This window comes from Isoptericola luteus, from assembly GCF_020297055.1.
GTDB classification, from domain to species: domain Bacteria; phylum Actinomycetota; class Actinomycetes; order Actinomycetales; family Cellulomonadaceae; genus Isoptericola; species Isoptericola luteus.
This window is the reverse complement of record NZ_JAIXCQ010000001.1, coordinates 99,129-122,919: the sequence shown is the minus strand read 5'-3', so window position 1 is coordinate 122,919 and position 23,791 is coordinate 99,129. Positions and strand designations below refer to the sequence as shown.

Genomic DNA, 23,791 nt, shown 5'->3' with positions numbered 1-23,791 from the left:
ACCCTCGCACCGCCTCCGCACCGCGCGGATCCCCCTTCCGACGGAGTCCGGCTCCGTCGTCCGTGGGACCCGGCCCCCTCCCCCGCGAGTTGTCAGGGCGTCGTGCACAAAGACATGAACCTGGCCCTGACAACTCGGTTCGGCTCGTAGTTGTCAGGGCGTCGTGCACAAAGACGTGCACCTCGTCCTGACAACTCGGTTCGGGGTCAGGTGAGGTCGCGGAAGCGGGCGGCGGCCTCGTCGCGACGGCGCACGGCGTCGGCGAGGGTGCGCTCGGCCCGCTTGCGGCTCTGCACGGCGCCGCTGAGCTCCGCGTCGACGGCGCCGGCCTCGGCGTCCAGCTCGTCCAGGCGCCGGCGGGCGACGTCGCGCTCGGCGTCCACCCGCAGCGCCAGAGCCTCGATGCGCCCCACCTCGGCCTGCGCCGCGTCGCGCTCGCCCTCCGCGGCCCGCACGTCGTCGGCCGCCTCGGTGGCCTCGGCCCTCGCCTGCTCGACGGCGGCCGCGCGGTCCTCCTTCTCCCGGCCGCGCCGCGTCGCCCTGGCGGGGCTGGCACCACCGGACGACGGCGCGTCGGGGACCGCGTGCAGGTGCCGTCCCGAGCCGGGCGACACGTCGTGGCCGGCCTGCGTCTCGGCGAGGCCGAGCTCGTCCGGGACGGCCACCGCAGACGCGACCTCGGCCGGTCCCCACCCGGTGGCCTCGATCGCCCCCACCAGGAGGCCGCTGCGCACGGCGCGTGCGGCGTCGTCGTCGATCATCGCGGCCGTGAGGCAGGACTCGACCTGCGTCGCGACCGCGTCGGACACGCTCGTCCCACGCTCGTGCGCGAGGTCCCGAGCCCGCGCGGTGACGACGGCGACCAGGTGGCGGCGCCGTGCCGTCAGCTCGCGCAGGCGCTCGCGGTCCATGCCCGCCTGCGCCTCGCGGAACGCGGCGCCGAGCGCCGTCACCTCGGCGACGTCGTCCGGCTCCGAGCGCACGAGCAGGTTCACCACCCATGCCGACGTCGAGGGCTTGCGCAGCCCGCGGACGCGCAGCGCGAGCTCGCCGTCGCCCGCCGTACGGAGCTCGCGCACGCGCGCGTCGCGAGCGGGCACGAACGCGCCCGGGTCCAGTCCGTAGAGCTCCGCGGCGACCTCGAGCAGCGTGGGCACCCCCCGAGCGTAAAGGGCGGGACGGCTCACGGCGCGACGACTAGAATCGATTCGATCCCTATGACCGACGCCCCGCCGCCGAGCCGGCCCTCCCTGCCCGCCGTCACCGTCCCGCCGGTGGACGAGCGCCGCGCCACGATCATCCTCGTCGCGATGGCGCTCTCGACCTTCCTGTTCGTCACGGTCGAGTCGCTACCGTCCGGCCTGCTGACGCTCATGGCGCCCGACCTGGCGCGCTCCACGTCCGAGATCGGCCTGCTCGTCACCGGGTACGCGCTGGTGGTGCTCGTCGCGTCCGTGCCGCTGGCGCACTGGACGCGCGCCGTGCCGCGTCGCTGGGTGCTCTCCGCGTGCGCGGGGCTGGCCGCCGTCTCGACGCTCTGGGCGGCGATCGCGCCCAGCTACGAGCAGGTGCTCACCGCACGGCTCGTGACCGCGGCGGCGCAGGCGCTCTTCTGGGTCGCCGTCGTGCCCGCGACCACCGGGCTGTTCCGCCCGATCGTGCGCGGCAAGGTGATGGCCCGGCTCGCCATCGGCAACTCGCTCGCGCCGGTGCTCGGCGTGCCCGCGGGCACCTGGCTGGGCGAGCACACGTCGTGGCGGTGGACGTTCCTCGCCGTCGCGGCCCTGTCCCTCGTGGTGACGGTCGTCGTCCTGATGCTGTTCCCCACCATCCCGCCCGCGTCGGGCGGCGCGAGCACCGCCCCGCACCCCAGCACCCGCCGGTTCGGCTTCCAGATGGTCACGACGGTGCTCGTCGTCACCGGCGCGTTCGGGGTCATCACGTTCGTCACGCAGTACCTCATCGACGTCGCCGGGTTCGCGCAGGCGGACATGCCCCGGCTGCTGCTCCTTCAGGGCGCGGCGGGCGTGGTCGGCGCCGTCGTCGTCGGGCGGTTCATCGACTCCCGTCCCGTGGGCGTGCTCGTCGCGGCGACGGTGCTGCTGGTCGTCGCCCCGACCTCGATGTGGGCGGTCGGCGAGAACCCGGTGGGGGCGGTCGCGTCGCTCGCGCTGTTCGGGTTCGCGTTCTCGACCGTCCCGCCCGTGCTGTCGCACCGGGTGATGCTCGTGGCGCCCCGGTCCACGACCATGGGGATGGCGGTGTCGTCGTCGCTGTTCAACCTCGGCATCGCCGCCGGGTCCGGGCTGGGCGCGGCGCTGGTCGCCGCCGTCGGCGTGCGACCCGTGCCGCTCGTGAGCGCCGGCATGGTGCTGCTGGCGCTGCTGCTCGTGCTCGCCGAGGAACGGTTCAGCCCGCCGCTGACGGGTGTCGTCGCTCCCGCGACCGCCGCCGACCGGTCATCCTGAGGGCGTGGACGACACCGAGCGCTGCCCCTGTTCCTCCGGCGACACGTACGGCGCGTGCTGCGGCCCGCTGCACCGCGGGGAGCGCACCGCGCCCACCGCGGAGGCGCTGATGCGCTCGCGCTACAGCGCGTTCGCCTTCGGGGACACTGCCTACCTGCGCGACACGTGGCACGCCGACACCAGGCCGCGGTCGCTGGAGCTCGACCCGCACCAGGAGTGGCGCGGGCTCGACATCCTGGCCACCCGCGCGGGCGGCCCGTTCGACGACGCGGGCGAGGTCGAGTTCGTCGCCCGGTTCCGCGACACGGCCAGCCGGGAGCGGGGGCGCCTGCACGAGGTGAGCCGGTTCGTCCGCTCAGACAGGCGCTGGTCCTACGTCGACGGCGACGTCGCGCCGTGACCCCGGCACTCGACGTCCGTGCCGCCCCGGCCGCGTCCCCGCTCTCGGTGCACCCCGGTAGGTAAGGTCGACTCTCCGACCTCGGGAGGACGACGTGCCCAAGCGCCACCGCGCCCGCGAGCAGCGCCACGGGCTCGCGCAGGTGCCGGGCGCGGTCGCGGCCCGTCCGAGCACCACGCCGTCGCGGCCGCCGGCAGGTGTGGTGCAGGTCGTGACCCGCGCCGAGGCGCACGAGCTCGCCGCCGCACTGCTGACGCCCGGACGCCGATGGCCCGTGGCCGTCGTCTCCACGCCCGTCCAGGGCGACGGCCCGTACGTCGACGTGGACGCGCTCAAGGCCGAGGTCGGTGACCTCGCCGAGGTCGTGCTGGTACCCACGGGCGACACGTCGTGGGCGTTCTCGGAGACGATGCCGCCGCGTACCCAGGTGTACGGCGGGGCGTCACGCGTGTACGGCGTCGAGCTCGACTGGACGAGCGACCCGTACCGCTCACGGCTGCGCTTCGCGTACACCGCCACCGACGGCGAGCGGGTCCGTGAGCTGCTGGTGCACGACGTCCTGGCCGCCGCCCTCCGCGCCGGCCTCGTCGGCACGTCCGACGGCGAGGCGACGGCCGCGGACGCCACGGGCACGGTGCGCGGCGTCGTCGGGGGGCGCGGACTGGTGGACCTGGACGACGGCGGCCAGGTCGCGGTCGCGGAGGAGCTCACCGTCGCCGGGATCCCGCTGACGCAGGTCGTCACGCCCGGTCAACGGGTGCGGGGCGTGGTCGACAGGGGTGCGCGACTGCTCGACCTGCGGCCATCCCTGCCCGACGACGAGGCGTCCCGGCGTCTGGTGCAGAGCGCGTACCGGGTGGGCGACGTCGTCCTCGTGCGGGTCCGCGAGGCCGAGCGGGACGCCGTGACCGTCGAGCTCGCCCCGCGCTTCGGGTGCCGCGTGCCGCGCGGGCTCGTCACGGGGAACGACCTGGACCACCTCGACGACCTGTTCAGTCCCGGCGAGGTGGTCCTCGCGCGGACCGTCGCCAGCCCCGGTGGGCTCGCGGTGCGGCTCGACGACGTCGACGACGCCGACGACGTGCCCGTCCCCGCGCTGGCATTGCTGGCGGGCGGGCCGCCGTGGCTGGTTCCGGCACCGGCGCCGAGCGCGCCGGAGCCGGCTGTCTCCACGGCGGCCGTCTCCGAGGCGGCCGTCTCCGAGGCGGCCGGGAGCCTGTCAGCCGAGGCGGGCCCTGTGGACGGTCACGTCGGCGGGACGGCCGGGACACCCGACCTCGGGCTGGGCCCGATCGTGCCGGCGACGACGGCGCCCCCGCCGCCCACCATCCCCTCCCCGGCGCACCTGGCGCAGCGGGCCCGCGGCACGCACCCGACGATGCCGCGTCCCGCCGCGGCCCACCCTGGCCCCTTCGCCCCGGCGGCGCCCTCGGGCGACGGGCAGCCCGGGACGAGCAAGAAGGCGCTCCAGGACGCCCAGCTCGCGCTCGCGGAGGCGCGGGCTCGGGCGGCGCGCGCCGAGCAGGAGTCGATGGACGCCGGGCTTCGTGCGACGCAGCTCGCGAAGGAGGGCACACACCTGCTCGCGGAGATCCAGCATCTGCGCGGCCAGGTGGAGAGGCTGGAGAACCAGGTGCGGGAGCAGAAGAAGAAGTACCGCCTCGCCGACAAGCGGCGGCAGCAGGCGCAGCGCGAACACGGCGACGCCGTCACCGTCGACGGCCCGTGGTTCACCGACCCGGCGGACCAGTTCCGCCACGAGATCTACGACGCGTGGGTGCGGACCGTCGTGGCGGGTGAGAAGGCGGCGCTCCCGCTCGGCAGGTACACGCTGGGGCCGCGGTTCCTCGACTCGCTCGGGCTGGACGGCGTGAGCCGGCGCAAGGTCGTCGAGACGGTGGTGCACGTCGTGACGGGACGCGACCGCGACGTCGGCGGGCTGCAGCTGCACCAGCTGCGCACCAGCGACGGGGGCGGTACCCCGCAGCGCACGCGCGACGACGGCGCCGGGTGCTGGCGGGTGTCGCTTCAGGTCAACTCCCCGCAGGCGCGGCGCCTGCACTACTGGAAGCTGCCCGACGGCACCGTCGAGCTGTCCCGCGTGGTGCTGCACGACGACGTCGAGCCCTGAAGCCCGGCGACGCGGACCGTCAGGCCGATAGTCGGGCCCGGCCGCGGCGTCGTTCCGACGTCCCCATGCCCCAGCGGACGGCGCGGACGGCCACGCCCCCGGCGGGCCCGCCCAGCGCGCGGGAGAACCGGGTGTCGACGTCGAGCTGGTCGCGCGCCCAGGGCGGCAGCAGCCGCACCGCGCCGGCGGCGAGCAACCCGTACGGGCCGCGCGCCGGTCCCGGCAGCGGGGGCTCGCGCAGCAGGAAGTGCGCGGTGTCCAGCGCGGCGGGGGACGCCTCGAGCTCCGGGCGGTAGGCCTCGAGGACGTCCCGCAGCTCCGGCACGGACTCCGGCACGACGACGGCACCGAGCGCGCGGGCGACGCGCGCCGACTGCGCGAGGTACTCGTCGGCGTCGCGGGCGCTGAGCGGGCGCTCGCCGTACCGCTGGTGCGCGGCGAGGAAGGAGTCGGCCTCCGCGGCGTGCACCCAGCTCAGCAGGTGGGGGTCGCTCGCGCGGTAGGGGCGGCCGTCGGGCGCCTTCCCGCGCACGCGGTCGTGCACGGCGCGGACGCGGTCGACCATCTGCTGCGCGTCGTCGGCGGTGGCGAACGTCGTGGTGGCGAGGAACGTCGAGGTGCGCGCCAGCCTCCCCCACGGGTCGCCGCGGTATCCCGAGTGCCCGGCCACGCCCGCCATCGCCAGCGGGTGCAGCGACTGCAGCAGCAGCGCGCGCAGGCCGCCGACGAACATCGCCGCGTCGCCGTGGACCCGCCCGATGGGGCTGTCGGGGGCGAACCAGCGCGGGCCGGGGGTGAGGTGGATGCGATCGCGTGACGCGTGCCCGTCCGGCCCCGCAACCTTGAGGAACAGGGCGTCGCCCAGCCGCACGCGCACCTGCTCCACCGGGTTGGTGACCACCGTCATCCCGCCAGTATGACCCGCTGCGCGGCGCCGCAGGCAGGGCACCAGGCACGGCGGCAGGTGATGACACGGCCGCCACGACCGCATCGACATGTGTCAATATGCTCTCGACCGGCCCGCCGACCGCGGCCTGCCCACCCCCTGCCCTGACGGAGACCCCCATGACCCCCACGGACACGCCGTCCGCCCTGTTCGTCTGCGTCCACAACGCCGGCCGGTCCCAGATGGCCGCCGGGTTCCTGCGCGACCTGTCCGGCGGCGCGGTGGAGGTCCGCTCGGCCGGCTCGATGCCCGCCGAGCAGATCAACCCCGTCGCCGTCGAGGCGATGGCCGAGGCGGGGATCGACATCACCGCCGAGCAGCCCAAGGTGCTCACCACCGAGGCCGTGCAGGCCTCCGACGTGGTCATCACCATGGGCTGCGGCGACGCCTGCCCGATCTTCCCCGGCAAGCGCTACGAGGACTGGCAGCTCGACGACCCCGCCGGGCAGGGCATCGACGCCGTGCGCCCCATCCGCGACGAGATCGAGCGACGCGTGCGCGGGCTGCTCACGTCCCTCGGCGTCGAGCCGGTGGCCTGACCCGCACCGTCCCACGCCCCGACGCGTGACGGGCCGCGACCCGTCGAGGGTGCGGCCCGTCGTGCGTCATCGGCTCACGCGTCGTCGGTGTCGCCCGACCGGCCGTGCGCCACACCGGTCGCGAACCCGAGGCCCGCGGGTGCGCCGACCCCCAGCGTGACCAGCTGCGGCTCCGCCGGTGCGGTGCCGCAGCACGACCCCGCCCCGGACTCGCCGTCCGCGTCGAGCGCCAGGTCGCTGGAGCACACCCCGGTGGCAGGCAGGCTCAGCTCGACGGCGTCTGCCGCCGCCCGGTCCCCGGCGAGCGCCGCGACCACGGAGCGCACCTGCTCGTAGCCGGTGGCCAGCAGGAACGTGGGCGCGCGACCGTAGGACTTCATGCCCACCAGGTAGAAGCCGTCGTCCGGGTGGCGCAGCACCGCCTCGCCGTGCGGCGGCACGGTGCCGCACGAGTGCTGGTTCGGGTCGATGAGGGGCGCGAGCGCGGTCGGCGCCTCGACGACGGGGTCGAGGTCGAGACGGACCTCCCGCAGCATGTCGACGTCGGGACGGAACCCGGTGGCGTTGACGATCGCGTGCACGTCGAGCGCCAGCGGCTCGTCCTTGGCCGTGCCGAGCACCTGGACCGACTCCGGCCCGGGGACGAGCTGCTCCAGGGAGACCCTGGTCAGCAGCCGGAGTCGACCGGCGTCGACGGCGTCCTTGAGCCGGGTGCCGAGCAGGCCGCGGGCGGGCAGCTCGTCGTCGGTGCCGCCGCCGAACAGGCGCCTCGCGGAGCCGCCGCGGATCGCCCAGGTGATCGTGGTGCCCGGCACCGCCTCCGCGAGCTGGACGAGGCTCAGCAGCGTGTTCGCCGCCGAGTGCCCCATGCCCACCACGAGCGTGTGCTTCCCGGCGAACCGGTCGCGGGCGCTGCCGAGGACGTCGGGCAGCGGGCCGGTGACGAAGGGGGACGCCGCCGGTTCGCCGGCCGCGGGCAGGCCGCTGACCCCCAGCGGGTTCGACGTCGAGTACGTGCCCGAGGCGTCGATCACCGCGCGGGCCAGCACGTCCGTGACACGGCCGGTCTCGTCGACGGTGCGCACCCGGTACCCGCGCCGCTCGCGACCCAGCGACCTCGTCTTGTCCGCGCCGTCCCGGGCCACCGCCAGGACGCGCGTGCCCGTCCGCAGCCGGGAGGCGATCTGCTCGGTCGCGGCCAGGGGGGCGAGGTAGCCCTCGACGAGCTCGTGGCCGGTCGGCAGCGCGTCGAGATCGGGCTCGGTCCAGCCCGTGTGCTCGAGGAGCCGCCGCGCGGCGACGTCGATGTCGTACCGCCACGGGGAGAACAGGCGGACGTGGCCCCACGACGCGATCGCCGCCCCGGCCCGGCCGCCGGCTTCCAGCACCAGCGGCTCGAGACCGCGTTCCAGCAGGTGTGCCGCCGCAGCCAGGCCCACCGGGCCCGCGCCGATGACGACCACGGGCAGGTCGTTCCGAGCAACCTCGCTCATCACCACTCCTCGTATCGAGAACCATCGATGTCTATCGATACGGCGATCCTGAACCACCTATCGATGGTTGTCAATCTATGCGAGGATGAGGTCATGACGACGACCGCGCCCGCACCACTGCCTCTCGCCGCACCCGCGGACGGCGGCTGCTGCGCGCCGGCGCTCACCCAGGCCGTCGAGCCCGGCGTGGCGCAGGAGCTCGCCCGGTCGTTCAAGGCCCTGGGTGACCCCGCACGCGTCCAGCTACTCGCGATCGTCGCCACCCAGCCTGGCGCCGAGGCCTGTGTCTGCGACCTCACCGAGCCCGTCGGACTGTCGCAGCCCACCGTCAGCCACCACCTCAAGGTCCTGGTCGAGGCCGGACTGCTGGAGCGCGAGCAGCGTGGCCGCTGGGCCTACTTCTCTCTGGCGCCGGGCGCCCTCGCCGGGCTCGTCGCATCCCTCTCGACGGCCACCGGCCTCGACGCCTGACCCGGATCCACCCGGACCGCCGATCCGAGGGTGCTCCGAGCCAGGCCGTCAGGCCGTGGTGCAGGTGGCCGTGGGCAGCGCGGTCGACCCGTTCGAGTAGAGGGTGATGCCAAAGCTGTCACCGTTGCCGTTGGGGGTGGCCGTGAGGGTTCCCGTGGAGCCCGACACCGAGGCGTTCCACGAGTTCTGCAGGCTCTGCGACCCGTTGAGGCGGATCGAGACGCGCCAGTCCGAGCTGCCGGACACGGCGAGGGCGACGTTGAACCGGTCGCCCCACTCCTGGCTCTTCGTCACGGTGACGCTGCACGCGTCGGACGGGTCGCCGCCGGAGGCCGACGAGCAGCTGGCGGTCGGGGTGGCGGTGTTGCCGTTGGAGTACAGGGTGATCCCGAAGCTGTTGCCGTTGCCGTCGGGCGTGGCCGTGAGCGTCCCGCTCGTCCCCGCGACGCTTGCGTTCCACGAGTTCTGGAGGGACTGGCCGGACCCGGTCCGGATGGTCACGACCCACTCGTCGGCACCGCTGACCACGAACGTGGTGTTGAACCGGTCGCCCCAGGAGTCGCCGGGCACGACCGAGACCGAGCAGGTGCCGTCGCCCGGGTCGGTGCCGCCGTCGTCGCCACCACCGTCGTCGCCACCACCGTCGTCGCCACCGCCGTCAGCCTCGTTGAGCTGGTCGAGCACGTACTGGTAGGCAGCCTTCTTGTTGCCGTTGCCGTCGAACAGCAGCGGGGTACCCGACGCCCGCCACGAGTCGGAGTCGCGCACGCCCCAGACCGTGATGCCCTGGCAGCGGGCGACGGCCATGCACGCCTGCACCACGCCGCGGTACTGCTCGGCCTGCGAGGTGCCGGACCCCTCGATGTCGAGCTCGGTGATCTGGACGTCCACCCCCAGGTCGGCGAAGTTCTGCAGGGTCTCGTGGTAGTTGCTCGGCACCGGGTTGCCCGAGTTGAAGTGGGCCTGGAACCCGACGCAGTCGATCGGCACGCCGCGGGACTTGAAGTCCCGGACCATGTTGTACACGCCCTGCGTCTTGGCGTGGCTCCAGTTGTCGGTGTTGTAGTCGTTGTAGCAGAGCTGCGCGTTCGGGTCGGCGGCGCGGGCGGCACGGAAGGCCGCCTCGATCCAGTCGTTGCCGGTGCGCTGCAGGTTGGAGTCACGACGACCCCCGGACGAGCCGTCGGCGAAGGCCTCGTTCACCACGTCCCAGGAGTGGATCTTGCCCCGGTAGTGGGTTGCGACGTTGGTGACGTGGTTGAGCATCGCCTGGCGGAGCTGCGACCCCTCCATGTTCTGCATCCAGCCCGGCTGCTGGGAGTGCCACGCGAGCGCGTGCCCGCGGACCTGCTTCCCGTTGCCGATCGCCCAGTTCACGATCTGGTCGCCGCTGCTGTAGTTGAACTGGTTCTGCGACGGTTCCGTCGCGTCCATCTTCATCTCGTTCTCGGCCGTGATCATGTTGAACTCACGGTTCGCGATGGTGGTGTACTGCGTGTCAGAGAGTCGGCTGCCCGCGATCGCGGTGCCGAAATAGCGGTCGGACTCGGCGGCGGCGTCCTGCAGGGTGGAGCCGGCCGCCTGGGCCGAGCTGATGCCGATGCCGGTGGTGACCACCACGGCGGCGAGGGTGGCGAGCGCGCCGGCCCTCCGTCGGTTCCTGGTTCGCGGGGACAGTGCTCGGGTCATCATTGATCCTGTTCCTCGGCGGGAGGAGCCCTCGTCGGCTCCCTTTCGAAAAGGATTTCGACGGCGACGCTAACGGCCCCCGAAGGACTTCGCAATCGTTTTCGAAGATCCCGACCTGCCTAAACGTTTCGTTCGTCAGGCGAACGCGGCGACACCGTGGCGGCCGTGCCCGCTCGGTCGTCCAGGACACGGAAAATATCACTGATAACCTCGATGTCGTGGTCGATCTTCGAGCCGAACGCAAGCGAGCGGGCCTCACCCAGGCCCGCCTCTCCGAGCTCGCCGGGATCGCGCCGTCCAACCTGTCGGCCTACGAGTCCGGCCGACGGCCGGTGTCCCCGGCGATGGTCGAGCGCATCCGGCGAGCCATGGTCCGGCCGTCCGACCGACTTCGCGAGAAGCGTGGCGAGGTCCTCACGATCATCTCCCGCAACGGGGGCACCAACCCGCGCGTCTTCGGCTCCGTGGCGCGTGGCGACGACACCCCCGCGAGCGACCTCGACATCGTCGTCGACGTGCGTCCGGAAGACGCGTGGCGCTTCGTCTCCACCCCGCGGGAGCTGTCCGAGCTGCTCGGTGTTCACGTCGACGTCGTCACCGAACGCGGGCTGCGCGCCAAGCACCGGGAGATCCTCGCCGCGGCTGTGCCTCTGTGAACGCGCGCACGCGACGGTGGCTGGGCGACCTCGTCGAGCATGCAGCCGCCGTCGACCGCCTCGTCGCCCGCGGCAAGGGTGCGTACGACGCCGACGAGATGCTCCGCTACGCCGCCGAGGACCTGCTCATCCGCCTCGGCGAGTGCGTGAGCCGCATCGACCGCGACGACCCGGGGTTCGTCGACGCCCATGCGGACCTGGAGCTCCGTCGCGTCAAGGACGCACGCAACGTCATCGCGCACGGCGCCGACGTCGTCGACGCCGAGCTGCTGTGGTCGATCCTGTCGACCAACATCCCGCAGGTCGCCGACCGCGTCGCTCGGCTCGTGGGCTGACGCGCGACCGACCGGGTGAATACCGATGCCGCAAGGAGAGTCGATGGATAGTTCGATGATCGGCGGCGTTCCTGTGGTGAGCCGCTACGTCCGCTACGCCCGGCACGCCGTCTCCACGGATGAAGCCGTCGAGCTTCGTCGCGTCGACGACCTGGCGCACCAACTGAGCGCTCACCTCGACCAACGCTCGGCCCAGATCGACCGTGTCCACGTGCACGGCGCGAAAAGCATGGACGTGCAGACGATCGTTGCCGAACTGCTGTGCGGCACGCTCGGGTTCGGACAGGAAGTTGTCCTCACGCCGCAGGACGGTTTCGTGACCCGTGCGCGGCCCGACTTCTACTACAGCCTGGGCGCCGAGCGCGGAATCCTCGCGGAGGTGGAACGCGGCGGCACCGTGAACAACAACCACGACCTCAAGGACCTCTGGAAAGCGCACATCGCCGTCGACGCACAGCACCTGTTCCTCATCGTTCCGATCGCGAACTGGCAGGCCAACGGCAACGCTCGCGAGAAACCCTTCATCCGCGTCGCTCAGCGGCTCGGGGCCTTCTTCGGCGATGACCGTCGCGAAGTCGACGTACTGAGCGTGCACGTGTTCGGCTACGGGCGCTCGATCCCGCCGCTCTGACGCCACTGATCACGACGCAGCCAGTCCGTCGTCATCGACGCGAGCCAGTCCTCGGTGACTTCGGCAACGTCCAGTTCGCTGTCGAGCGGATCGGTGACGATGACTACCACCCCGGGCCTGGTTGCACAGCCGCGCTGGCCGAGTTCCACCAGGGGGACCCCGAGCGACACGATCATCCGCAGCGTCCGCACCACGTTCGTCGTCGACGCGACCACGTGAAACGTCGTGTCGTCGTTACCCGCTTGCCCCAGCGCCTCTGCCCAGACGAACCATCCGTCACCGTCCGCCCGTACGGCCTCCCGGCTTCGGCGAAGCCGTCGCAGGGCTTCGATCACGTGCAGGTACGGAACCCCGAAGTGCACGGCGTACGGCAGGCCACCGGGAGCGGTCGCGAAGTCGGGTAGATCGACGGGCGGTCGAGTCGTGTTCTTGTTCATGATGTCGATCCTGAGCTGCGGTTCTGGCCGCGTCAGCTCACGCCGGCTGACGAATCATCAGCTCCAAGCTGTGCCTTTCGTCAGCTGTGGGAGGAGACCCAGAGCCCGCCAGGCCGGCGGACGATCCGGGCGACGGCGTCCTGATGAGTCCGGTGACGGACACGACGCTCAGCGGCGGCAAGCCCACCCGCACCCGCTCGGCGGCTCTGACCGGTCACCGCCTGGTCAGAGCCGCCGCGCCGAGGTCACTTCACGTTGACCTGCACCCCACCAGAGAACATCGAGTCGTGCAGCTCGAGGCTCTGCGGGGTCGCGTCCTTCGGGAGGTCGAAGACGACGACGCCCTCGACCTTGTTGCCCGGGTTGATCTCGTTGAGGAAGCTGTTGGAGTCGCCGAGGTAGATCGCTGCCGCCGTGTCCGCGGAGTGGGTGCGCCCCTCGGTGTCGATCAGTTCCTGGCTGTCGCCGTCGAAGTACTGTGCCTCGTCGCCGATGTTCTCCACCGTCATGTGCACGAGCACGAACCGGCCCTGGGCCTCCTGGCTGAGGAGCTCGTCGCCGATCTCCCGCACGCCGTCCTCGAGCTCGGTCACCGTGAACTCGAACTTGCCGTCCCTGACCGGGTCCCCGACGGCCGCAGCCTTCTCGGCGTCGGCCTCCTCGGCCTTCGCGACCTCGTCCTTCTCGGTCTCGCCCTTCTCGGTCGCGGCAGCGGCGTCGTCCTGAGTCGCCGCCTCGTCCTGCACGACGGCGGCCGTGCCGGCGCCGTCCTCGTCCCCGCCTCCGAGGTTGGCACCGATGACCGACACGAACACGACCGCACCCAGAACCGTGAGCACCTTGTGGCGGGCGAACCAGCTCTTGCGCTTCTCCGGCGCCGGGGGCTGCTGCATCTGCGGCTGACCGTAGGGCGGGTTGGCGTGGGCCTGGTCGCCGTGCGGAGGCTGGCCACCCTGCGGCGGCGGGGCGGGATGGGTGACCGGCCCGCCCAACCCGCCCAGCCGCGACGTATCAGGCGGACATCACAAATCGGCTACATCTCGACGTGATATACCCCGCTTGCCGGAACCGGGTGAAAACGCCCACAGGTACTTGGTGTTACAAGTGCCCCATTGTTACGTTCCTGGCTGCTTGTACACCCGTACCAAGGAGATGGCAGTGACGACAGCGCCCACCGGGACGACGCCCGCCCTCGTGCTCGAGGCTCCGACGGCGGCCCCGCAGGTCACCGACGACCAGGCCGTTGCCACGATCGCCCAGAACCCCGCCGTCGTCGCGCACGCCTCCGAGGCGACCACCAAGGCGCAGGGTCTCGTCGCACAGCTGTCCGCGCTCGACCCCCGGTCCCCGGAGTTCACGGCGAAGGTGTCCGCCCTCGGCACGCTCGGCGAGCGTGACATGCGCGCCTCGGCGCAGGCCTCGAACCGCATGCTCGAGCGGCCCGCCGCACAGACGTCGGACAAGAGTCCCCAGGGCAAGGTCGGCAAGACGTTGGTCGACCTGCGCAACACCGTCACCGAGCTCGACCCGAACCGCGCCGACCTCACCGGCGTCAAGAAGGTCCTCAAGTGGCTGCCCGGCGGCAGCAAGATCGACAAGTACTTCGCCAAGTACCAGTCCGCGCAGTCGCACATCGACGCGATCATCCGTTCGCTCGCCTCCGGGCAGGACGAGCTGCGTAAGGACAACGCGGCGATCGAGGTCGAGCGCGGCCGCATGTGGGACACGATGAACAAGCTCGGCGAGCTCAAGGTCGAGCTGGATGCTGTGGACGCTGCCGTCGTCGACCGCATCGCCCAGCTCGAGTACGCCGGGGAGAACGAGACCGCCGAGGCGCTGCGCTCCGACGTGCTGTTCACCGTGCGCCAGCGCAACCAGGACGTCATGACCCAGATGGCGGTCTCCGTCCAGGGCTACCTCGCGATGGACCTCATCCGCAAGAACAACCTGGAGCTCATCCGCGGCGTCGACCGTGCGCAGAACACCACGATCGCGGCGCTGCGCACCGCTGTCATCGTGTCGCAGGCGCTCGGCCAGCAGAAGCTGGTGCTCGACCAGGTCAACGCGCTCAACTCGACGACGAGCAGCCTCATCGAGTCGACGTCGCTCCAACTGCGCCAGCAGGGTGCCGCAATCCAGCAGCAGGCCGCCGAGAGCACCATCGAGGTCGAGAAGCTGCAGGCCGCGTTCGACAACGTCTTCGCCACCATGGACGCCGTCGACACGTTCCGCGCCCAGGCCACCGAGTCGATGGCTGCGACCATCGGCACCCTCGAGCAGCAGGTCGCTCGGGCCAAGCCGTACCTCGACCGGGCACAGCGCTCGATCGACGGATGAGCACGGCACACCAGGCACCCGCCCCGGAGACGGGGCGGGTCGCGCGGCTGTTCTCCCGGCTCCGCGGTACCCAGGAGAACGTCACCGAGGCCGTCGCAGCACGCGTGAACGCGACCGTCCTGCCGGACGACGACCCGCGCGCCTTGGCGGAGCAGGTCATCGTCGTCGAGCGCGCGATCGACCGCGCCGGCGGCACACTGCCTGCCGAGGGCACCGTGATCGCCCGGCTCATCACCGACGGCGCCCGGCAGATCCTGGCCACGGCGGACGACGGGCGGCTCGACATCCACGGCCGCGTCGCCCTCAACGGCCTGCTGCGCGACTACCTCCCGACCACGCTCGCCCGGTTCGACGGCGCCCGTCGCGCCGACGCCGACGACGCCCGCCGACAGCTGCTCGAACAGCTCGAGTCGATGCGCCAGTCCGTCCAGCACAGCCTGGCGGCGGTGCGCGACGACGACGCCCGCGCGCTCGAGGCGCAGTCGATCTTCCTGGCCACCAAGTTCACCGAGGGAGACCTCTAGATGGCAGCGCTCCAACGCGGGGCGAACGTCTCGCTGACCCGCGAGGTGCCCGGCCTCGAACACGTGGTCGTCGGCATCGCCTGGGACCCGGCGATCGACCCGGCCCTGGCCGACAACCTCCGTCTCGCCGCGATCCTGTGCGGGGCGGGCGGCGCGGCGCGGTCTGCGGACGACCTCGTCTACTTCAACCAGATGGTGTCGGCCGACCGGTCCGTCGCCGTGGGCGAAGACCCCGGCGACGCCGACCTCGAGCAGATCGAGGTCGACCTCCCGCTCGTCCCCGCCGACGTCGAGCGCATCGCCTTCGTGCTCCACCTCAACGAGGGCAGCCCCAAGCGCCGCACCCTGAACCAGTTGAAGACGTGCGTCGTCCGCGTCCTCGACGGGAGGTCGGGGACGGCGCTGCTGCAGTCCGTCGACCTCGCGAACGAGCTCACCACCGAGAGCGCCGTCGTCCTCGGCGAGCTCTACCGGCATCGCGAGCACTGGAAGTTCCGCGTCGTCGGGCAGGGGCACGCCTCCGGCGTCGTCGGCATCACGCGGCAGTTCGGCCTGCCGCTGTGACCGGCTCCTTAGCGACGACGCGCACCGACCTCGGCTTCCTCCGGCGTCGGCGACCCGTGCGTGCCGCCATCCCGGCACCTGCCGCCCCGACACCCGCCGCCCTGGAGCTGTCCGCCCCAGAGCTCCCCGCCCCGGAGGTCTCCGCCACCTCGTCGCTGGCCTCCGCACTTCCGCCCGCGCCGAAGCCCCTGGCAGCCGCCCCGGCCCTCACGACACCTCACCTCCCGCCCGCACCGAAGCCGCTGATGGCCGCCGCCCCCGCCGTGCCCCCGGCCGCGGTGCGCCGTCCGACCCGGCCACCACTGCCGGCGCCGTTGGTGGGCGTGCCCTCCCTCGCGGCGGGCGAGCACCGCCGCCTGAGCGAGGACGACCCGCTCGCCATGCTCCCGCGTGCCGCGAGCGGTCTCGGTGCGCTGGAGTGCCGCGTCGTCTCGACCGCTGCGTCCGAGCTCGCCGTCGCCTACGAGGTTCGCGGAATCCAGGGCGTGCTCACGACCGGCACCCCACGCCACGGACCCGGGGCGACCCACCCGCGCGTCTCGCGCCGGGACGACCACGTCAGCGTGGACCTGGGGCACCTCGACGAGATCACGCGCTTCGCCGTCCTCGTCCGCGGCGCCGAGGGCACTCTCGTCACGACGACGGCCACCGGCGCGCGCGTCGACGTCGAGCTGTCCGGGGACCGCCTGGGCGTCGCACTCACCGGCCACGTCGCGCGCGGCTGCCTCGTGCTGCGTGCCGAGGGCGGTCACGGCATCCGCGGGACGCTCCGTGACGTGGTGTCGGCGTACGGCTACGACGCGATCGCCTGGGCCTCGGCAGAGGTCCCGCTCCCTCCGAACCACACCCACCCCCACGAAGGGATCCCTCGATGACCGTCAGCCTCGCCAAGGGCGGCAACATCTCGCTCGAGAAGGTCGCACCCGGGATGACGCACGCGTGCGTCGGTCTCGGCTGGGACCCGCGCACCACCGACGGCGCCCCGTTCGACCTCGATGCCTCCGCGATCCTCCTGGACGTGAACGGCAAGGCCATCTCGGACCAGCACTTCGTCTTCTACGGCAACCTCCAGGACCCCGCCAGCACCGTCGTCCACCAGGGCGACAACCTCACGGGCGTGGGTGACGGCGACGACGAGACGATCAACGTCGACCTCTCGGCCGTCGAGCCGGCCGCGGACCGGATCGTCTTCCTCGTGAGCATCCACGACGCGGACGCCCGGCGGCAGAACTTCGGCCAGGTGTCCGACTCCTACATCCGCGTCTACGACGGCGACGACCCGCTGAACGACGCCAAGGTCGTCCGCTTCGACCTGGGCGAGGACGCCTCGACCGAGACCGCGCTCGTCTTCGGCGAGCTGTACCGCCGCGGCGGCGAGTGGAAGTTCCGCGCCATCGGGCAGGGCTACACCAGCGGCCTCGCGGGCGTCATCGCCGACTACGGCCTCGTCGCCGCCTGACCAGAAGGGAAGCAGCATCATGACCATCAACCTGAGCAAGGGCGGGAACATCTCGCTCACCAAGGTCGCCCCGGGGCTCGAGCACGCGGGCGTCGGCCTGGGCTGGAACCCGCGCACGACGGACGGCGCGCAGTTCGACCTGGACGCCTCCGCCGTCGTCGTCGACCAGCAGGGCAAGGCGCTCTCGGACGCCCACTTCGTCTTCTACAACAACACCAAGGACCCCAGCGGTGCGGTCTCCCACCTCGGTGACAACCGCACGGGCGCAGGAGACGGCGACGACGAGACCCTCACCGTCGACCTCGCCGCGCTGCCGGCCGAGGCGCACCGCGTGGTCTTCCTGGCCAGCATCGACGAGGCGGACGCGCGCCGCCAGACGTTCGGTCAGGTGTCCGACGCGTACATCCGCGTCTACGACGCCGACGACGCGGCGAACGTCGACACCCAGGCACGCTTCGACCTCGGCGAGGACGCCTCGACCGAGACCGCGCTGGTCTTCGGCGAGCTGTACCGCCACGGAGCCGAGTGGAAGTTCCGCGCCATCGGCCAGGGGTACACCAGCGGCCTCGCCGGCGTGCTCACCGAGTTCGGCCTGTTCGCCGGCTGACGGCCGCCCCCTTCATCTCAGGAAGAGACTCATGGACACCCTTCGACATTTCAAGTGGGACATCCTCGCCCTCGTGGCGGCGCTCGTCGTGGCCTACCTCTACCAGGGCTGGGGCGCCGTCTGGCTCGCCGCTATCCTCATCGTCGTCGAGATCGTCTTCTCGTTCGACAACGCCGCCGTGAACGCCAAGTACCTGGCACGCATGAACGAGTTCTGGCAGCGCATGTTCCTGACCGTCGGCATCCTCATCGCCGTCTTCGGGATGCGGCTCGTCTTCCCGTTCGTCATCGTCTGCGTGACGGGCGGGGTCACCCCCGTCGAGGCCGTCCAGCTCGCGCTGGCGAAGGGCGACCCGCACGAGCCCGGCACCTACGGCTACCTGCTCGAGCAGGCGCACCCGAGCATCGCGGCGTTCGGCGGCATGTTCCTGCTGCTGCTGTTCCTGAACTTCCTCTTCGACCCCGAGCGGGAGTCCACGTGGCTGTCCTGGATCGAGAAGCCGCTGCTGCGCATCGGCAAGCTCGACCAGCTCGCCACCGTCACCGCCGGTGTCGCGCTCCTGCTCGCCGCAGAGCTCCTCGTCGAACCCGAGCTGCGCGCCACCGTCCTGTTCGCCGGCCTGCTCGGCATCGTCGTGTACATCGCCGTCAACGGCCTCGCCTCCGTCATGGAGGACCAGGAGGCCGCCAAGGAGGAGGCCCTCGAGGCCACGCGGGCCGGCGGAGCCGGGGCCCAGGTGCTCCTCGCCGGCAAGGCCGCGTTCTCGATGTTCCTGTTCCTCGAGGTCCTGGACGCCACGTTCTCGTTCGACGGCGTCATCGGCGCCTTCGCCATCACGCCGGACCCGATCATCATCGCCCTGGGCCTCGGCATCGGAGCGCTGTTCGTCCGTTCGATGACGATCTACCTGGTGCGGCGGGGCACCCTCGCCGAGTACCGGTACCTCGAGCACGGCGCTCACTGGGCGATCGGCGCGCTCGCCACCCTGCTGGTGCTGACGCTCGCGTTCGACATCCCGGAGATCGTCATCGGCCTGATCGGCATCGTGTTCATCGCCGCGGCCTTCGTCTCGTCGGTCCGGGCGAACCGCAATGACACCGCGGGGATCGACGCCGAGCTCACAGGTCTGCAGTCCGGGATCGCGGGGGACGACGGCGACGACACCGCCACGCCGGGGGCCGCTGCGTCCGACGACTCCGAGCGGGTCGGCTGACATGGGCTTCCTCAGCAAGCTCGTCTCCGGCGGGACGACGCCCCAGGACCCGGTGCCGGCACAGGCACCGACCGCGCCGGCACCGGCACCCGCCGGCGGGGTCATCAACCTTGCCAAGGGCCAGTCGATCAGCCTGAAGAAGACGGCGCTGATCACGGCGACCGTCTCCTGGCCGCCCAGCACCGACTACGACGTGTACGCGATCGTCCACTACCGGGACGGACGGCAGGTCGTGGTCAGCACGTTCGGCACCAAGCAGGCGCCGTCCGACTTCCGGACGGCGACCCAGGACGGCGCGGTGCGTCACCTCGGCGACGTGCAGCGGGGCGGCGGTCAGGTGGCGACCGAGACCCTCGAGATCCGGCTGAACCCGGAGATCGTGGCGGTCGCGCCCGTCGTCTACTCCGCGCAGTCGAACGGCACCGGCTCGTTCCGCCGCTATCAGGTGACGATGCGGATCGAGGGCGGCGACCCGACCGTCGTCGTCCCCGCCCCCAACGCGAGCTCGAACAACCGCGTCTACACGTGCGTGCCGGGAATCATCCTCAACGCCGCCGACGGCGTGCGCGTCGAGTCCCTGGAGCTGTACTCACGCGCCGGCTCGGAGCAGCGGCCCGTCATCGACCCCTCGCTCCGGGTCGTCATGGACGCCGGCCAGATCAACGCCTACAAGTAGTGAAGGGACCTGACCGACCATGAGCATCTCCCTGGCCAAGGGCCAGACCATCAACCTCGCCAAGCCCTCCGGCGGCGGCCTCACCCAGGTCCGCATGGGCCTCGGCTGGGACGTCAAGACGACGCAGCGCAAGACGCTGTTCGGCGGCACGAAGACCGTGCAGAAGTCGATCGACCTCGACGCGTCGGCGCTGCTGGTCAGCGGCGGCAAGGTCGTCGAGACCGTGTACTTCGGTCACCTGCGCACCAAGGACGGCTCCGTCGTCCACACCGGGGACAACCTCACCGGTGCCGGCGACGGCGACGACGAATCGATCAAGGTCGACCTGTCCCGTGTGGCGGCCGGCGTCACGCACATCGTGTTCATCGTCAACTCCTACAGCGGCCAGACGTTCGCCGAGATCGACAACGCCTCCGTGCGCGTCGTCGACTCCACCGAGAGTGACCGCGAGCTCGGCAAGTTCACGCTGACCGGATCCGGTGCGCACACCGCCCTCGTGATGGCGCGCGTCTCGCGCACGTCCGACGGCTGGACGTTCACGGCGATCGGCCGCCCCGGCCAGGGCAGGACGGCCAAGCAGCTCGTCCCGCTGGCGCTCGAGTGCCTGTGACCTTCGGGGTGTCCGTCGGCCCTGCCGACGGACACCCGCAGGCGGCCAGCTTCGACATCTGGCTCACGCTCATCCGCAGCAACCCCGGGTTCAAGGCTGCCCGCAACACGCTGATCCAATCCGTCGTCGCGCCTGACACCGAGGCCGACACGTTCGCCCGCGCGCTGCGCGCGGCGGACGTCCGCGCGGACCGGCTCGCGGAGGCGACCGGTACGGACCAGGACCTGGGCGACCGGGTGCGCCTCGCGCTCCAGGAGCTCGGACGCGCCACCGACGCGCTCGGCGACGAGACCGTCGCGGAGCTGCGCCGCCGGCAGCACGACCTCGCCCTCGACCTGCTCCCGGTCGCGCTGGACCCGGCCCTGCCGGAGCTCCTGACCGACCTCTCGTCGACCATCCCCCTGGCGATCACCAGCAACACCGGGATGATCCCCGGCGCGACCATGCGCGCGCTGCTGGACGGGGTCGGCCTGCTGGCACCGTTCGCCGTCCGCGTCTTCTCCGACGAGGTCGGCGTCGCGAAGCCAGGCGCCGCGATCTTCGAGGCTACGCTGCGCGGGCTGCGCGACCACGCGCCCGGCCTCGAGCGGGCCGGTGTCGTGCACGTGGGAGACAACCCGGTGGCCGACGACGGCGGTGCCCGGTCCGCCGGGATGGGCTCGCTCCTGGTTGGCGACGCCCTCACCACCGTCGACGCGGTGGTCCACCTGCTGGATGCGGTGCGCGGCACCACGGACCGGTTGGTCGCGCCGGGGGGCGCGCGATGACCGCCACCGAACTGCGGTCCCCCGCGGCGTCGCAGGTGACGACGACGCGCGTCGCCACCCACCGGCTGACCCGCGCGGAGGACCTGACCGGGCAGCGCCCCGTAAGCGGCGGCGCCGCCCGCACCACGCGCGGTCTGGACCTCGACGCCTACTCCCGGATGAAGCACGGCGACCTGCGCGCCGTGGGGCAACTGGCCGCTCCGCTCGCGTGCGCCCTCGTCGACCAGGTGCCGTCCCTGGTGACCGACGGCCCGGTACCCGTGCTGCCGATCGCCTACAAGGCGGTCCGCCCCGCGTGCTGGTTCCTGGCGCGGGCGGTGCTGGACGTCCTCGACCGTGAGCGGTCGGACGCCGGGCTGGCGCCCGGCAGGATCGTGCGGGTCGCCAAGGGCTCCGTGACGACCACCGACTACGCGACGTCGTCGGCTGCCGCCCGCAGCGCGGAGCTGGATCGCATCGCGTTCCGGCTCGACGAGGACGTGGACGGCACGCAGCTCGTCGTCGTCGACGACGTCCGTGTGACGGGAGCCGCCGAGGCCACGATCCTGCGGGCGCTGGCAACGTCCCGACCCGCGCGTGTCGTCCTCGGCTACCTCGCCGTCGTCGACGGCGCGCTGGCCACGGACCCCGCCGTCGAGGCGCGCCTCAACCACGGCACCGTCCGGTCGTGCGCGGACATGGCGGGCGCCGTGGAGCGCGGCGAGTTCGCACTCACGATCCGTTTCCTCAAGCGGCTGCTCCAGACCGACCGAGCAGACCGTGCCGCGTTCCTCGCCGTCTGCCCGCCCACGCTGCTGCACGAGATCCTGGACGGTGCCGCGGCGACGGGCGAGGAGTTCTGCGCGACCTTTGCCGCCCCGCTCGCCGACGTGGCTGAGGGCCTGCGCTCCGGCGCCGGCGCCGAGGGCGCGCGATGAAGCGGCACGCGGTGTCCCGGCTGGACCGGCACGCGTCGGGCGCGCTGCGGATGGTCGGCCGGTACGGGGACCTCGACCCCGCGGAGTACAGCCGGTTCAAGCACGGCGACGGCGCGGCGTCCGAACGGTACGGCGAGCTGCTGGCCACCCACGCCGTCCGGCACCTCCCGCTGCAAGGGCTGTCCCGCCTGGTCGTCACGTCGTCGGGCTTCGACGTCGCTCCCCCGGCGTCGCACTCGCTCACCGCGCCGTTCGTCGACGCGCTGCAGGCCCGGCTCGGGTCCGCCGTCCAGATCGACAGCGTGAAGGTGCAGCGCACACGCCCGTCGAACGGGGACTACGCCACGATGGACACCGCGGCTCGGATGCTCGCCATCGGTGGCACCCTCGACGCCGGGTCGGCGGCTGACGCCCTCGCCGGCGCGACCGTCGTCGCGCTCGACGACATCGTCGTGACCGGACTGCACGAGCACACCATGGACGAGGCGCTGTGCCGCGCCGGTGCCTCCGTCATCCATCACCTGTACGTCGTCGACGCGCACACGTTCCGACACGTGCCCGACGTGGAGTCCGAGCTCAATCGGTACGACGTGCACACCGTCGACGACCTGCTGACCCTTGTGGGCGGCACCACGTTCGTCCCCAACGCCCGCGTCGCCCGGATGCTGCTGGGCCTGCCCGCGGCGGAGCTGGATGTTGCGGTGCGGGCGCTGCCCTCTTGGGTGGTCACGTGGCTGCTGGAGGTCGCACTGTGCGACCCGCTGGCCGACCTCCCCCGGTACTCCGCCGGCGCAGACGTCGTGCGGGAACTGGTCGGCCAGGCTGCGTGACCCGCCGCCGAGTGCGGCTCGTCTAGTGACACCCTCCGTTGTCCCCGCGGCACAGGCGGCCCCTTGCGAAACGCGGTGCGTTCTGGTGAGCTCCTGACGTGGAGTCTGCGGTGGAGGCGGAGCTGCGCAAGCAGATCATGGCGTGGGTCCACGAGCGGGCCGAGGCCAACGGAGGCTTCCTCTACCGCGAGGAGCTGCTCGGCTTTCATCTCGGGGACCGGAAGCTGCCGGTCATCGACTACTCACGCGGGATCCGCAACCCGAGCAACTTCAGCTCCACGCTGTCGATCGTCAGTACGGCCGACGGTCCGTATGACGACACCGAGTCCGACGACGGGCTCCTCCACTACGCGTACCGCAAGGGCGACCCGTGGTCGGGCGACAACACGAAGCTGCGGCGCGCCATGGAGACAGGGATGCCGCTCATTCTGTTCCGCAAGGAGACCGCGAACATCTACACGCCGGTGTTCCCGGTCTACGTCGTGGACGACGAGCCCCAGAACCGGCAGTTCCTCATCGCTCTCGACGAGTCGTTCACCTTCATCCACAACCCGCGGGAGCTGACCACCCCGCAGCGCGAGTACGCTCTCCGGCTCGCCAAGCAGCGCCTGCACCAGCCGGCGTTCCGCACGCGGGTCATCGTCGCCTACGAGACCCGCTGCGCGGTGTGCGAGCTCAAGCACGGGGCTCTGCTGGACGCCGCCCACATCGTCCCGGACGGTCATGAGCTCGGCGCGCCCACCGTCACCAACGGGCTTGCGCTGTGCAAGATCCACCACGCGGCGTACGACCAGAACATGCTCGGCGTCACCCCCGACCACGAGGTGCGCATCGCCCTGGACCTCCTCGAGGAGATCGACGGGCCGATGCTCAAGCACGGGCTGCAGGAGATGCACGGCCGCACGCTCTCACTGCCTCGCCGGCGGCAAGACCGTCCCGACCGCGACCATCTCGCCTGGCGGTACGAGCAGTTCGGCACGGCCGCCGCCGCAGCCGGCGGATAGTCATTCCTCACCGCCCGTTCCGGCGCGCCCCGGGTCTTCCTGGACTTCCGCGCCCAGGCTCGTGAAGGTGGTCGTGACCGGCGTGCC

The 23,791-nt window shown here is 72.0% G+C and carries 27 protein-coding genes; 21 read left to right on the top strand and 6 right to left on the bottom strand.

The genetic code is table 11. The annotated features are described in order from the left end of the window. Positions 1 to 206 precede the first annotated feature (206 nt). The gene (locus LEP48_RS00585; protein ID WP_225563571.1) at positions 207 to 1,157 is read right to left on the bottom strand and encodes a coiled-coil domain-containing protein; all 951 of its coding nucleotides are present in this window, start codon (positions 1,155 to 1,157) and stop codon (positions 207 to 209) included. A gap of 60 nt (positions 1,158 to 1,217) precedes the next feature. On the opposite strand from LEP48_RS00585, the gene LEP48_RS00580 reads away from it, so the two are divergent. The 3 genes from LEP48_RS00580 to LEP48_RS00570 all read left to right on the top strand — a co-directional run bounded on the left by LEP48_RS00580 (position 1,218) and on the right by LEP48_RS00570 (position 4,999). After that, positions 1,218 to 2,468 carry an MFS transporter gene (locus tag LEP48_RS00580; protein WP_225563570.1) on the top strand — a complete coding sequence of 417 codons (1,251 nt, stop codon included), beginning with the start codon at positions 1,218 to 1,220 and terminating at the stop codon, positions 2,466 to 2,468. Positions 2,469 to 2,472: 4 nt separating this feature from the next. Next, positions 2,473 to 2,868 carry a YchJ family protein gene (locus LEP48_RS00575; RefSeq protein ID WP_225563569.1) on the top strand — a complete coding sequence of 132 codons (396 nt, stop codon included), beginning with the start codon at positions 2,473 to 2,475 and terminating at the stop codon, positions 2,866 to 2,868. Between the two features lie 94 nt (positions 2,869 to 2,962). Next, positions 2,963 to 4,999 carry a hypothetical protein gene (locus tag LEP48_RS00570; protein WP_225563568.1) on the top strand — a complete coding sequence of 679 codons (2,037 nt, stop codon included), beginning with the start codon at positions 2,963 to 2,965 and terminating at the stop codon, positions 4,997 to 4,999. Between the two features lie 19 nt (positions 5,000 to 5,018). Here LEP48_RS00570 and LEP48_RS00565 read toward each other — a convergent pair whose 3' ends face one another. Next, positions 5,019 to 5,906: an oxygenase MpaB family protein gene (locus tag LEP48_RS00565; protein WP_225563567.1), complete on the bottom strand. Its 888-nt coding sequence runs from the start codon at positions 5,904 to 5,906 to the stop codon at positions 5,019 to 5,021. A gap of 158 nt (positions 5,907 to 6,064) precedes the next feature. Between LEP48_RS00565 and LEP48_RS00560 the strand changes: the two genes are divergently transcribed. Continuing rightward, a complete protein-coding gene (locus tag LEP48_RS00560; RefSeq protein ID WP_225563566.1) occupies positions 6,065 to 6,484 on the top strand; it encodes an arsenate reductase ArsC in 420 nt (139 codons plus the stop codon). Between the two features lie 74 nt (positions 6,485 to 6,558). On the opposite strand, the gene LEP48_RS00555 is transcribed toward LEP48_RS00560, so the two are convergent. Next, on the bottom strand, positions 6,559 to 7,977 hold the full coding sequence (locus tag LEP48_RS00555; protein ID WP_225563565.1) for an FAD-dependent oxidoreductase: 1,419 nt from the start codon (positions 7,975 to 7,977) through the stop codon (positions 6,559 to 6,561). A 93-nt stretch (positions 7,978 to 8,070) separates the two neighbouring features. On the opposite strand from LEP48_RS00555, the gene LEP48_RS00550 reads away from it, so the two are divergent. After that, a complete protein-coding gene (locus tag LEP48_RS00550) occupies positions 8,071 to 8,448 on the top strand; it encodes an ArsR/SmtB family transcription factor (RefSeq protein WP_225563564.1) in 378 nt (125 codons plus the stop codon). Positions 8,449 to 8,496: 48 nt separating this feature from the next. Here LEP48_RS00550 and LEP48_RS00545 read toward each other — a convergent pair whose 3' ends face one another. Beyond that, the gene (locus LEP48_RS00545; protein ID WP_225563563.1) at positions 8,497 to 10,137 is read right to left on the bottom strand and encodes a glycoside hydrolase family 10 protein; all 1,641 of its coding nucleotides are present in this window, start codon (positions 10,135 to 10,137) and stop codon (positions 8,497 to 8,499) included. A gap of 218 nt (positions 10,138 to 10,355) precedes the next feature. On the opposite strand from LEP48_RS00545, the gene LEP48_RS00540 reads away from it, so the two are divergent. Genes LEP48_RS00540 through LEP48_RS00530 form a run of 3 tightly spaced genes read left to right on the top strand, consistent with a single transcriptional unit; the run spans position 10,356 to position 11,759 of the window. Beyond that, positions 10,356 to 10,793: a helix-turn-helix domain-containing protein gene (locus LEP48_RS00540; protein WP_225563562.1), complete on the top strand. Its 438-nt coding sequence runs from the start codon at positions 10,356 to 10,358 to the stop codon at positions 10,791 to 10,793. Then, on the top strand, positions 10,790 to 11,128 hold the full coding sequence (locus tag LEP48_RS00535; protein WP_225563561.1) for a HepT-like ribonuclease domain-containing protein: 339 nt from the start codon (positions 10,790 to 10,792) through the stop codon (positions 11,126 to 11,128). Before LEP48_RS00540 ends, LEP48_RS00535 begins: the two co-directional genes overlap by 4 nt. A gap of 43 nt (positions 11,129 to 11,171) precedes the next feature. Further along, a complete protein-coding gene (locus LEP48_RS00530) occupies positions 11,172 to 11,759 on the top strand; it encodes a hypothetical protein (RefSeq protein ID WP_225563560.1) in 588 nt (195 codons plus the stop codon). Here the strand turns inward: LEP48_RS00530 and LEP48_RS00525 are convergent. Together LEP48_RS00525 and LEP48_RS00520 are read right to left on the bottom strand one after the other, a co-directional pair. Beyond that, positions 11,732 to 12,196, bottom strand: coding sequence for a hypothetical protein (locus LEP48_RS00525; protein ID WP_225563559.1), 465 nt, complete (start codon positions 12,194 to 12,196; stop codon positions 11,732 to 11,734). The genes LEP48_RS00530 and LEP48_RS00525 overlap by 28 nt on opposite strands. A gap of 245 nt (positions 12,197 to 12,441) precedes the next feature. Then, positions 12,442 to 13,089: a DUF4352 domain-containing protein gene (locus tag LEP48_RS00520; protein WP_225563558.1), complete on the bottom strand. Its 648-nt coding sequence runs from the start codon at positions 13,087 to 13,089 to the stop codon at positions 12,442 to 12,444. A gap of 259 nt (positions 13,090 to 13,348) precedes the next feature. On the opposite strand from LEP48_RS00520, the gene LEP48_RS00515 reads away from it, so the two are divergent. The 13 genes from LEP48_RS00515 (at position 13,349) to LEP48_RS18650 (ending at position 23,704) form a co-directional block, all read left to right on the top strand. Continuing rightward, complete coding sequence (locus LEP48_RS00515; protein ID WP_225563557.1) at positions 13,349 to 14,533, top strand: toxic anion resistance protein; 1,185 nt, start codon at positions 13,349 to 13,351, stop codon at positions 14,531 to 14,533. Beyond that, positions 14,530 to 15,057 (top strand): hypothetical protein, encoded by a 528-nt coding sequence (locus LEP48_RS00510; protein WP_225563556.1) that lies wholly within the window; start codon positions 14,530 to 14,532, stop codon positions 15,055 to 15,057. Before LEP48_RS00515 ends, LEP48_RS00510 begins: the two co-directional genes overlap by 4 nt. Then, positions 15,058 to 15,621 carry a TerD family protein gene (locus LEP48_RS00505; RefSeq protein WP_225563555.1) on the top strand — a complete coding sequence of 188 codons (564 nt, stop codon included), beginning with the start codon at positions 15,058 to 15,060 and terminating at the stop codon, positions 15,619 to 15,621. Then, positions 15,618 to 16,496, top strand: a complete 879-nt coding sequence (locus LEP48_RS00500) for a hypothetical protein (protein ID WP_225563554.1) — start codon at positions 15,618 to 15,620, stop codon at positions 16,494 to 16,496. The genes LEP48_RS00505 and LEP48_RS00500 overlap by 4 nt, the downstream gene beginning before the upstream one ends. After that, entirely contained in the window at positions 16,493 to 17,080 is a 588-nt protein-coding gene (locus tag LEP48_RS00495; protein WP_225563553.1) for a TerD family protein, read from the top strand. Before LEP48_RS00500 ends, LEP48_RS00495 begins: the two co-directional genes overlap by 4 nt. 19 nt (positions 17,081 to 17,099) lie before the next feature. After that, positions 17,100 to 17,687: a TerD family protein gene (locus tag LEP48_RS00490; protein WP_225563552.1), complete on the top strand. Its 588-nt coding sequence runs from the start codon at positions 17,100 to 17,102 to the stop codon at positions 17,685 to 17,687. A gap of 31 nt (positions 17,688 to 17,718) precedes the next feature. After that, the gene (locus LEP48_RS00485) at positions 17,719 to 18,900 is read left to right on the top strand and encodes a DUF475 domain-containing protein (RefSeq protein ID WP_225563551.1); all 1,182 of its coding nucleotides are present in this window, start codon (positions 17,719 to 17,721) and stop codon (positions 18,898 to 18,900) included. 1 nt (position 18,901) lies between these two features. After that, positions 18,902 to 19,576, top strand: coding sequence for a TerD family protein (locus LEP48_RS00480; protein WP_225563550.1), 675 nt, complete (start codon positions 18,902 to 18,904; stop codon positions 19,574 to 19,576). 19 nt (positions 19,577 to 19,595) lie between these two features. After that, on the top strand, positions 19,596 to 20,186 hold the full coding sequence (locus LEP48_RS00475) for a TerD family protein (protein ID WP_225563549.1): 591 nt from the start codon (positions 19,596 to 19,598) through the stop codon (positions 20,184 to 20,186). Then, positions 20,183 to 20,953 carry an HAD family hydrolase gene (locus tag LEP48_RS18655; RefSeq protein ID WP_225563548.1) on the top strand — a complete coding sequence of 257 codons (771 nt, stop codon included), beginning with the start codon at positions 20,183 to 20,185 and terminating at the stop codon, positions 20,951 to 20,953. Before LEP48_RS00475 ends, LEP48_RS18655 begins: the two co-directional genes overlap by 4 nt. Further along, entirely contained in the window at positions 20,950 to 21,870 is a 921-nt protein-coding gene (locus tag LEP48_RS00465) for a phosphoribosyltransferase family protein (RefSeq protein ID WP_225563547.1), read from the top strand. Before LEP48_RS18655 ends, LEP48_RS00465 begins: the two co-directional genes overlap by 4 nt. Further along, entirely contained in the window at positions 21,867 to 22,700 is an 834-nt protein-coding gene (locus LEP48_RS00460; protein ID WP_225563546.1) for a phosphoribosyltransferase family protein, read from the top strand. Before LEP48_RS00465 ends, LEP48_RS00460 begins: the two co-directional genes overlap by 4 nt. Before the next feature lie 98 nt (positions 22,701 to 22,798). Further along, the gene (locus LEP48_RS18650; RefSeq protein WP_225563545.1) at positions 22,799 to 23,704 is read left to right on the top strand and encodes an HNH endonuclease; all 906 of its coding nucleotides are present in this window, start codon (positions 22,799 to 22,801) and stop codon (positions 23,702 to 23,704) included. Positions 23,705 to 23,791 lie beyond the last annotated feature (87 nt).

What these genes read in the sequence shown, in the direction of transcription:
- LEP48_RS00490 (WP_225563552.1), top strand. Translation starts at nt 17,100, where the DNA reads ATGACCATCAACCTGAGCAAGGGCGGGAACATCTCGCTCACCAAGGTC.
- LEP48_RS00555 (WP_225563565.1), bottom strand. Translation starts at nt 7,977, where the DNA reads ATGAGCGAGGTTGCTCGGAACGACCTGCCCGTGGTCGTCATCGGCGCG.
- LEP48_RS00475 (WP_225563549.1), top strand. Translation starts at nt 19,596, where the DNA reads ATGAGCATCTCCCTGGCCAAGGGCCAGACCATCAACCTCGCCAAGCCC.
- LEP48_RS00545 (WP_225563563.1), bottom strand. Translation starts at nt 10,137, where the DNA reads ATGACCCGAGCACTGTCCCCGCGAACCAGGAACCGACGGAGGGCCGGC.
- LEP48_RS00530 (WP_225563560.1), top strand. Translation starts at nt 11,172, where the DNA reads ATGGATAGTTCGATGATCGGCGGCGTTCCTGTGGTGAGCCGCTACGTC.
- LEP48_RS00460 (WP_225563546.1), top strand. Translation starts at nt 21,867, where the DNA reads ATGAAGCGGCACGCGGTGTCCCGGCTGGACCGGCACGCGTCGGGCGCG.
- LEP48_RS00520 (WP_225563558.1), bottom strand. Translation starts at nt 13,089, where the DNA reads ATGCAGCAGCCCCCGGCGCCGGAGAAGCGCAAGAGCTGGTTCGCCCGC.
- LEP48_RS00505 (WP_225563555.1), top strand. Translation starts at nt 15,058, where the DNA reads ATGGCAGCGCTCCAACGCGGGGCGAACGTCTCGCTGACCCGCGAGGTG.
- LEP48_RS00510 (WP_225563556.1), top strand. Translation starts at nt 14,530, where the DNA reads ATGAGCACGGCACACCAGGCACCCGCCCCGGAGACGGGGCGGGTCGCG.
- LEP48_RS00515 (WP_225563557.1), top strand. Translation starts at nt 13,349, where the DNA reads ATGGCAGTGACGACAGCGCCCACCGGGACGACGCCCGCCCTCGTGCTC.
- LEP48_RS00480 (WP_225563550.1), top strand. Translation starts at nt 18,902, where the DNA reads ATGGGCTTCCTCAGCAAGCTCGTCTCCGGCGGGACGACGCCCCAGGAC.
- LEP48_RS00465 (WP_225563547.1), top strand. Translation starts at nt 20,950, where the DNA reads ATGACCGCCACCGAACTGCGGTCCCCCGCGGCGTCGCAGGTGACGACG.
- LEP48_RS00525 (WP_225563559.1), bottom strand. Translation starts at nt 12,196, where the DNA reads ATGAACAAGAACACGACTCGACCGCCCGTCGATCTACCCGACTTCGCG.
- LEP48_RS00550 (WP_225563564.1), top strand. Translation starts at nt 8,071, where the DNA reads ATGACGACGACCGCGCCCGCACCACTGCCTCTCGCCGCACCCGCGGAC.
- LEP48_RS00560 (WP_225563566.1), top strand. Translation starts at nt 6,065, where the DNA reads ATGACCCCCACGGACACGCCGTCCGCCCTGTTCGTCTGCGTCCACAAC.
- LEP48_RS00565 (WP_225563567.1), bottom strand. Translation starts at nt 5,906, where the DNA reads ATGACGGTGGTCACCAACCCGGTGGAGCAGGTGCGCGTGCGGCTGGGC.
- LEP48_RS00485 (WP_225563551.1), top strand. Translation starts at nt 17,719, where the DNA reads ATGGACACCCTTCGACATTTCAAGTGGGACATCCTCGCCCTCGTGGCG.
- LEP48_RS00495 (WP_225563553.1), top strand. Translation starts at nt 16,493, where the DNA reads ATGACCGTCAGCCTCGCCAAGGGCGGCAACATCTCGCTCGAGAAGGTC.
- LEP48_RS00580 (WP_225563570.1), top strand. Translation starts at nt 1,218, where the DNA reads ATGACCGACGCCCCGCCGCCGAGCCGGCCCTCCCTGCCCGCCGTCACC.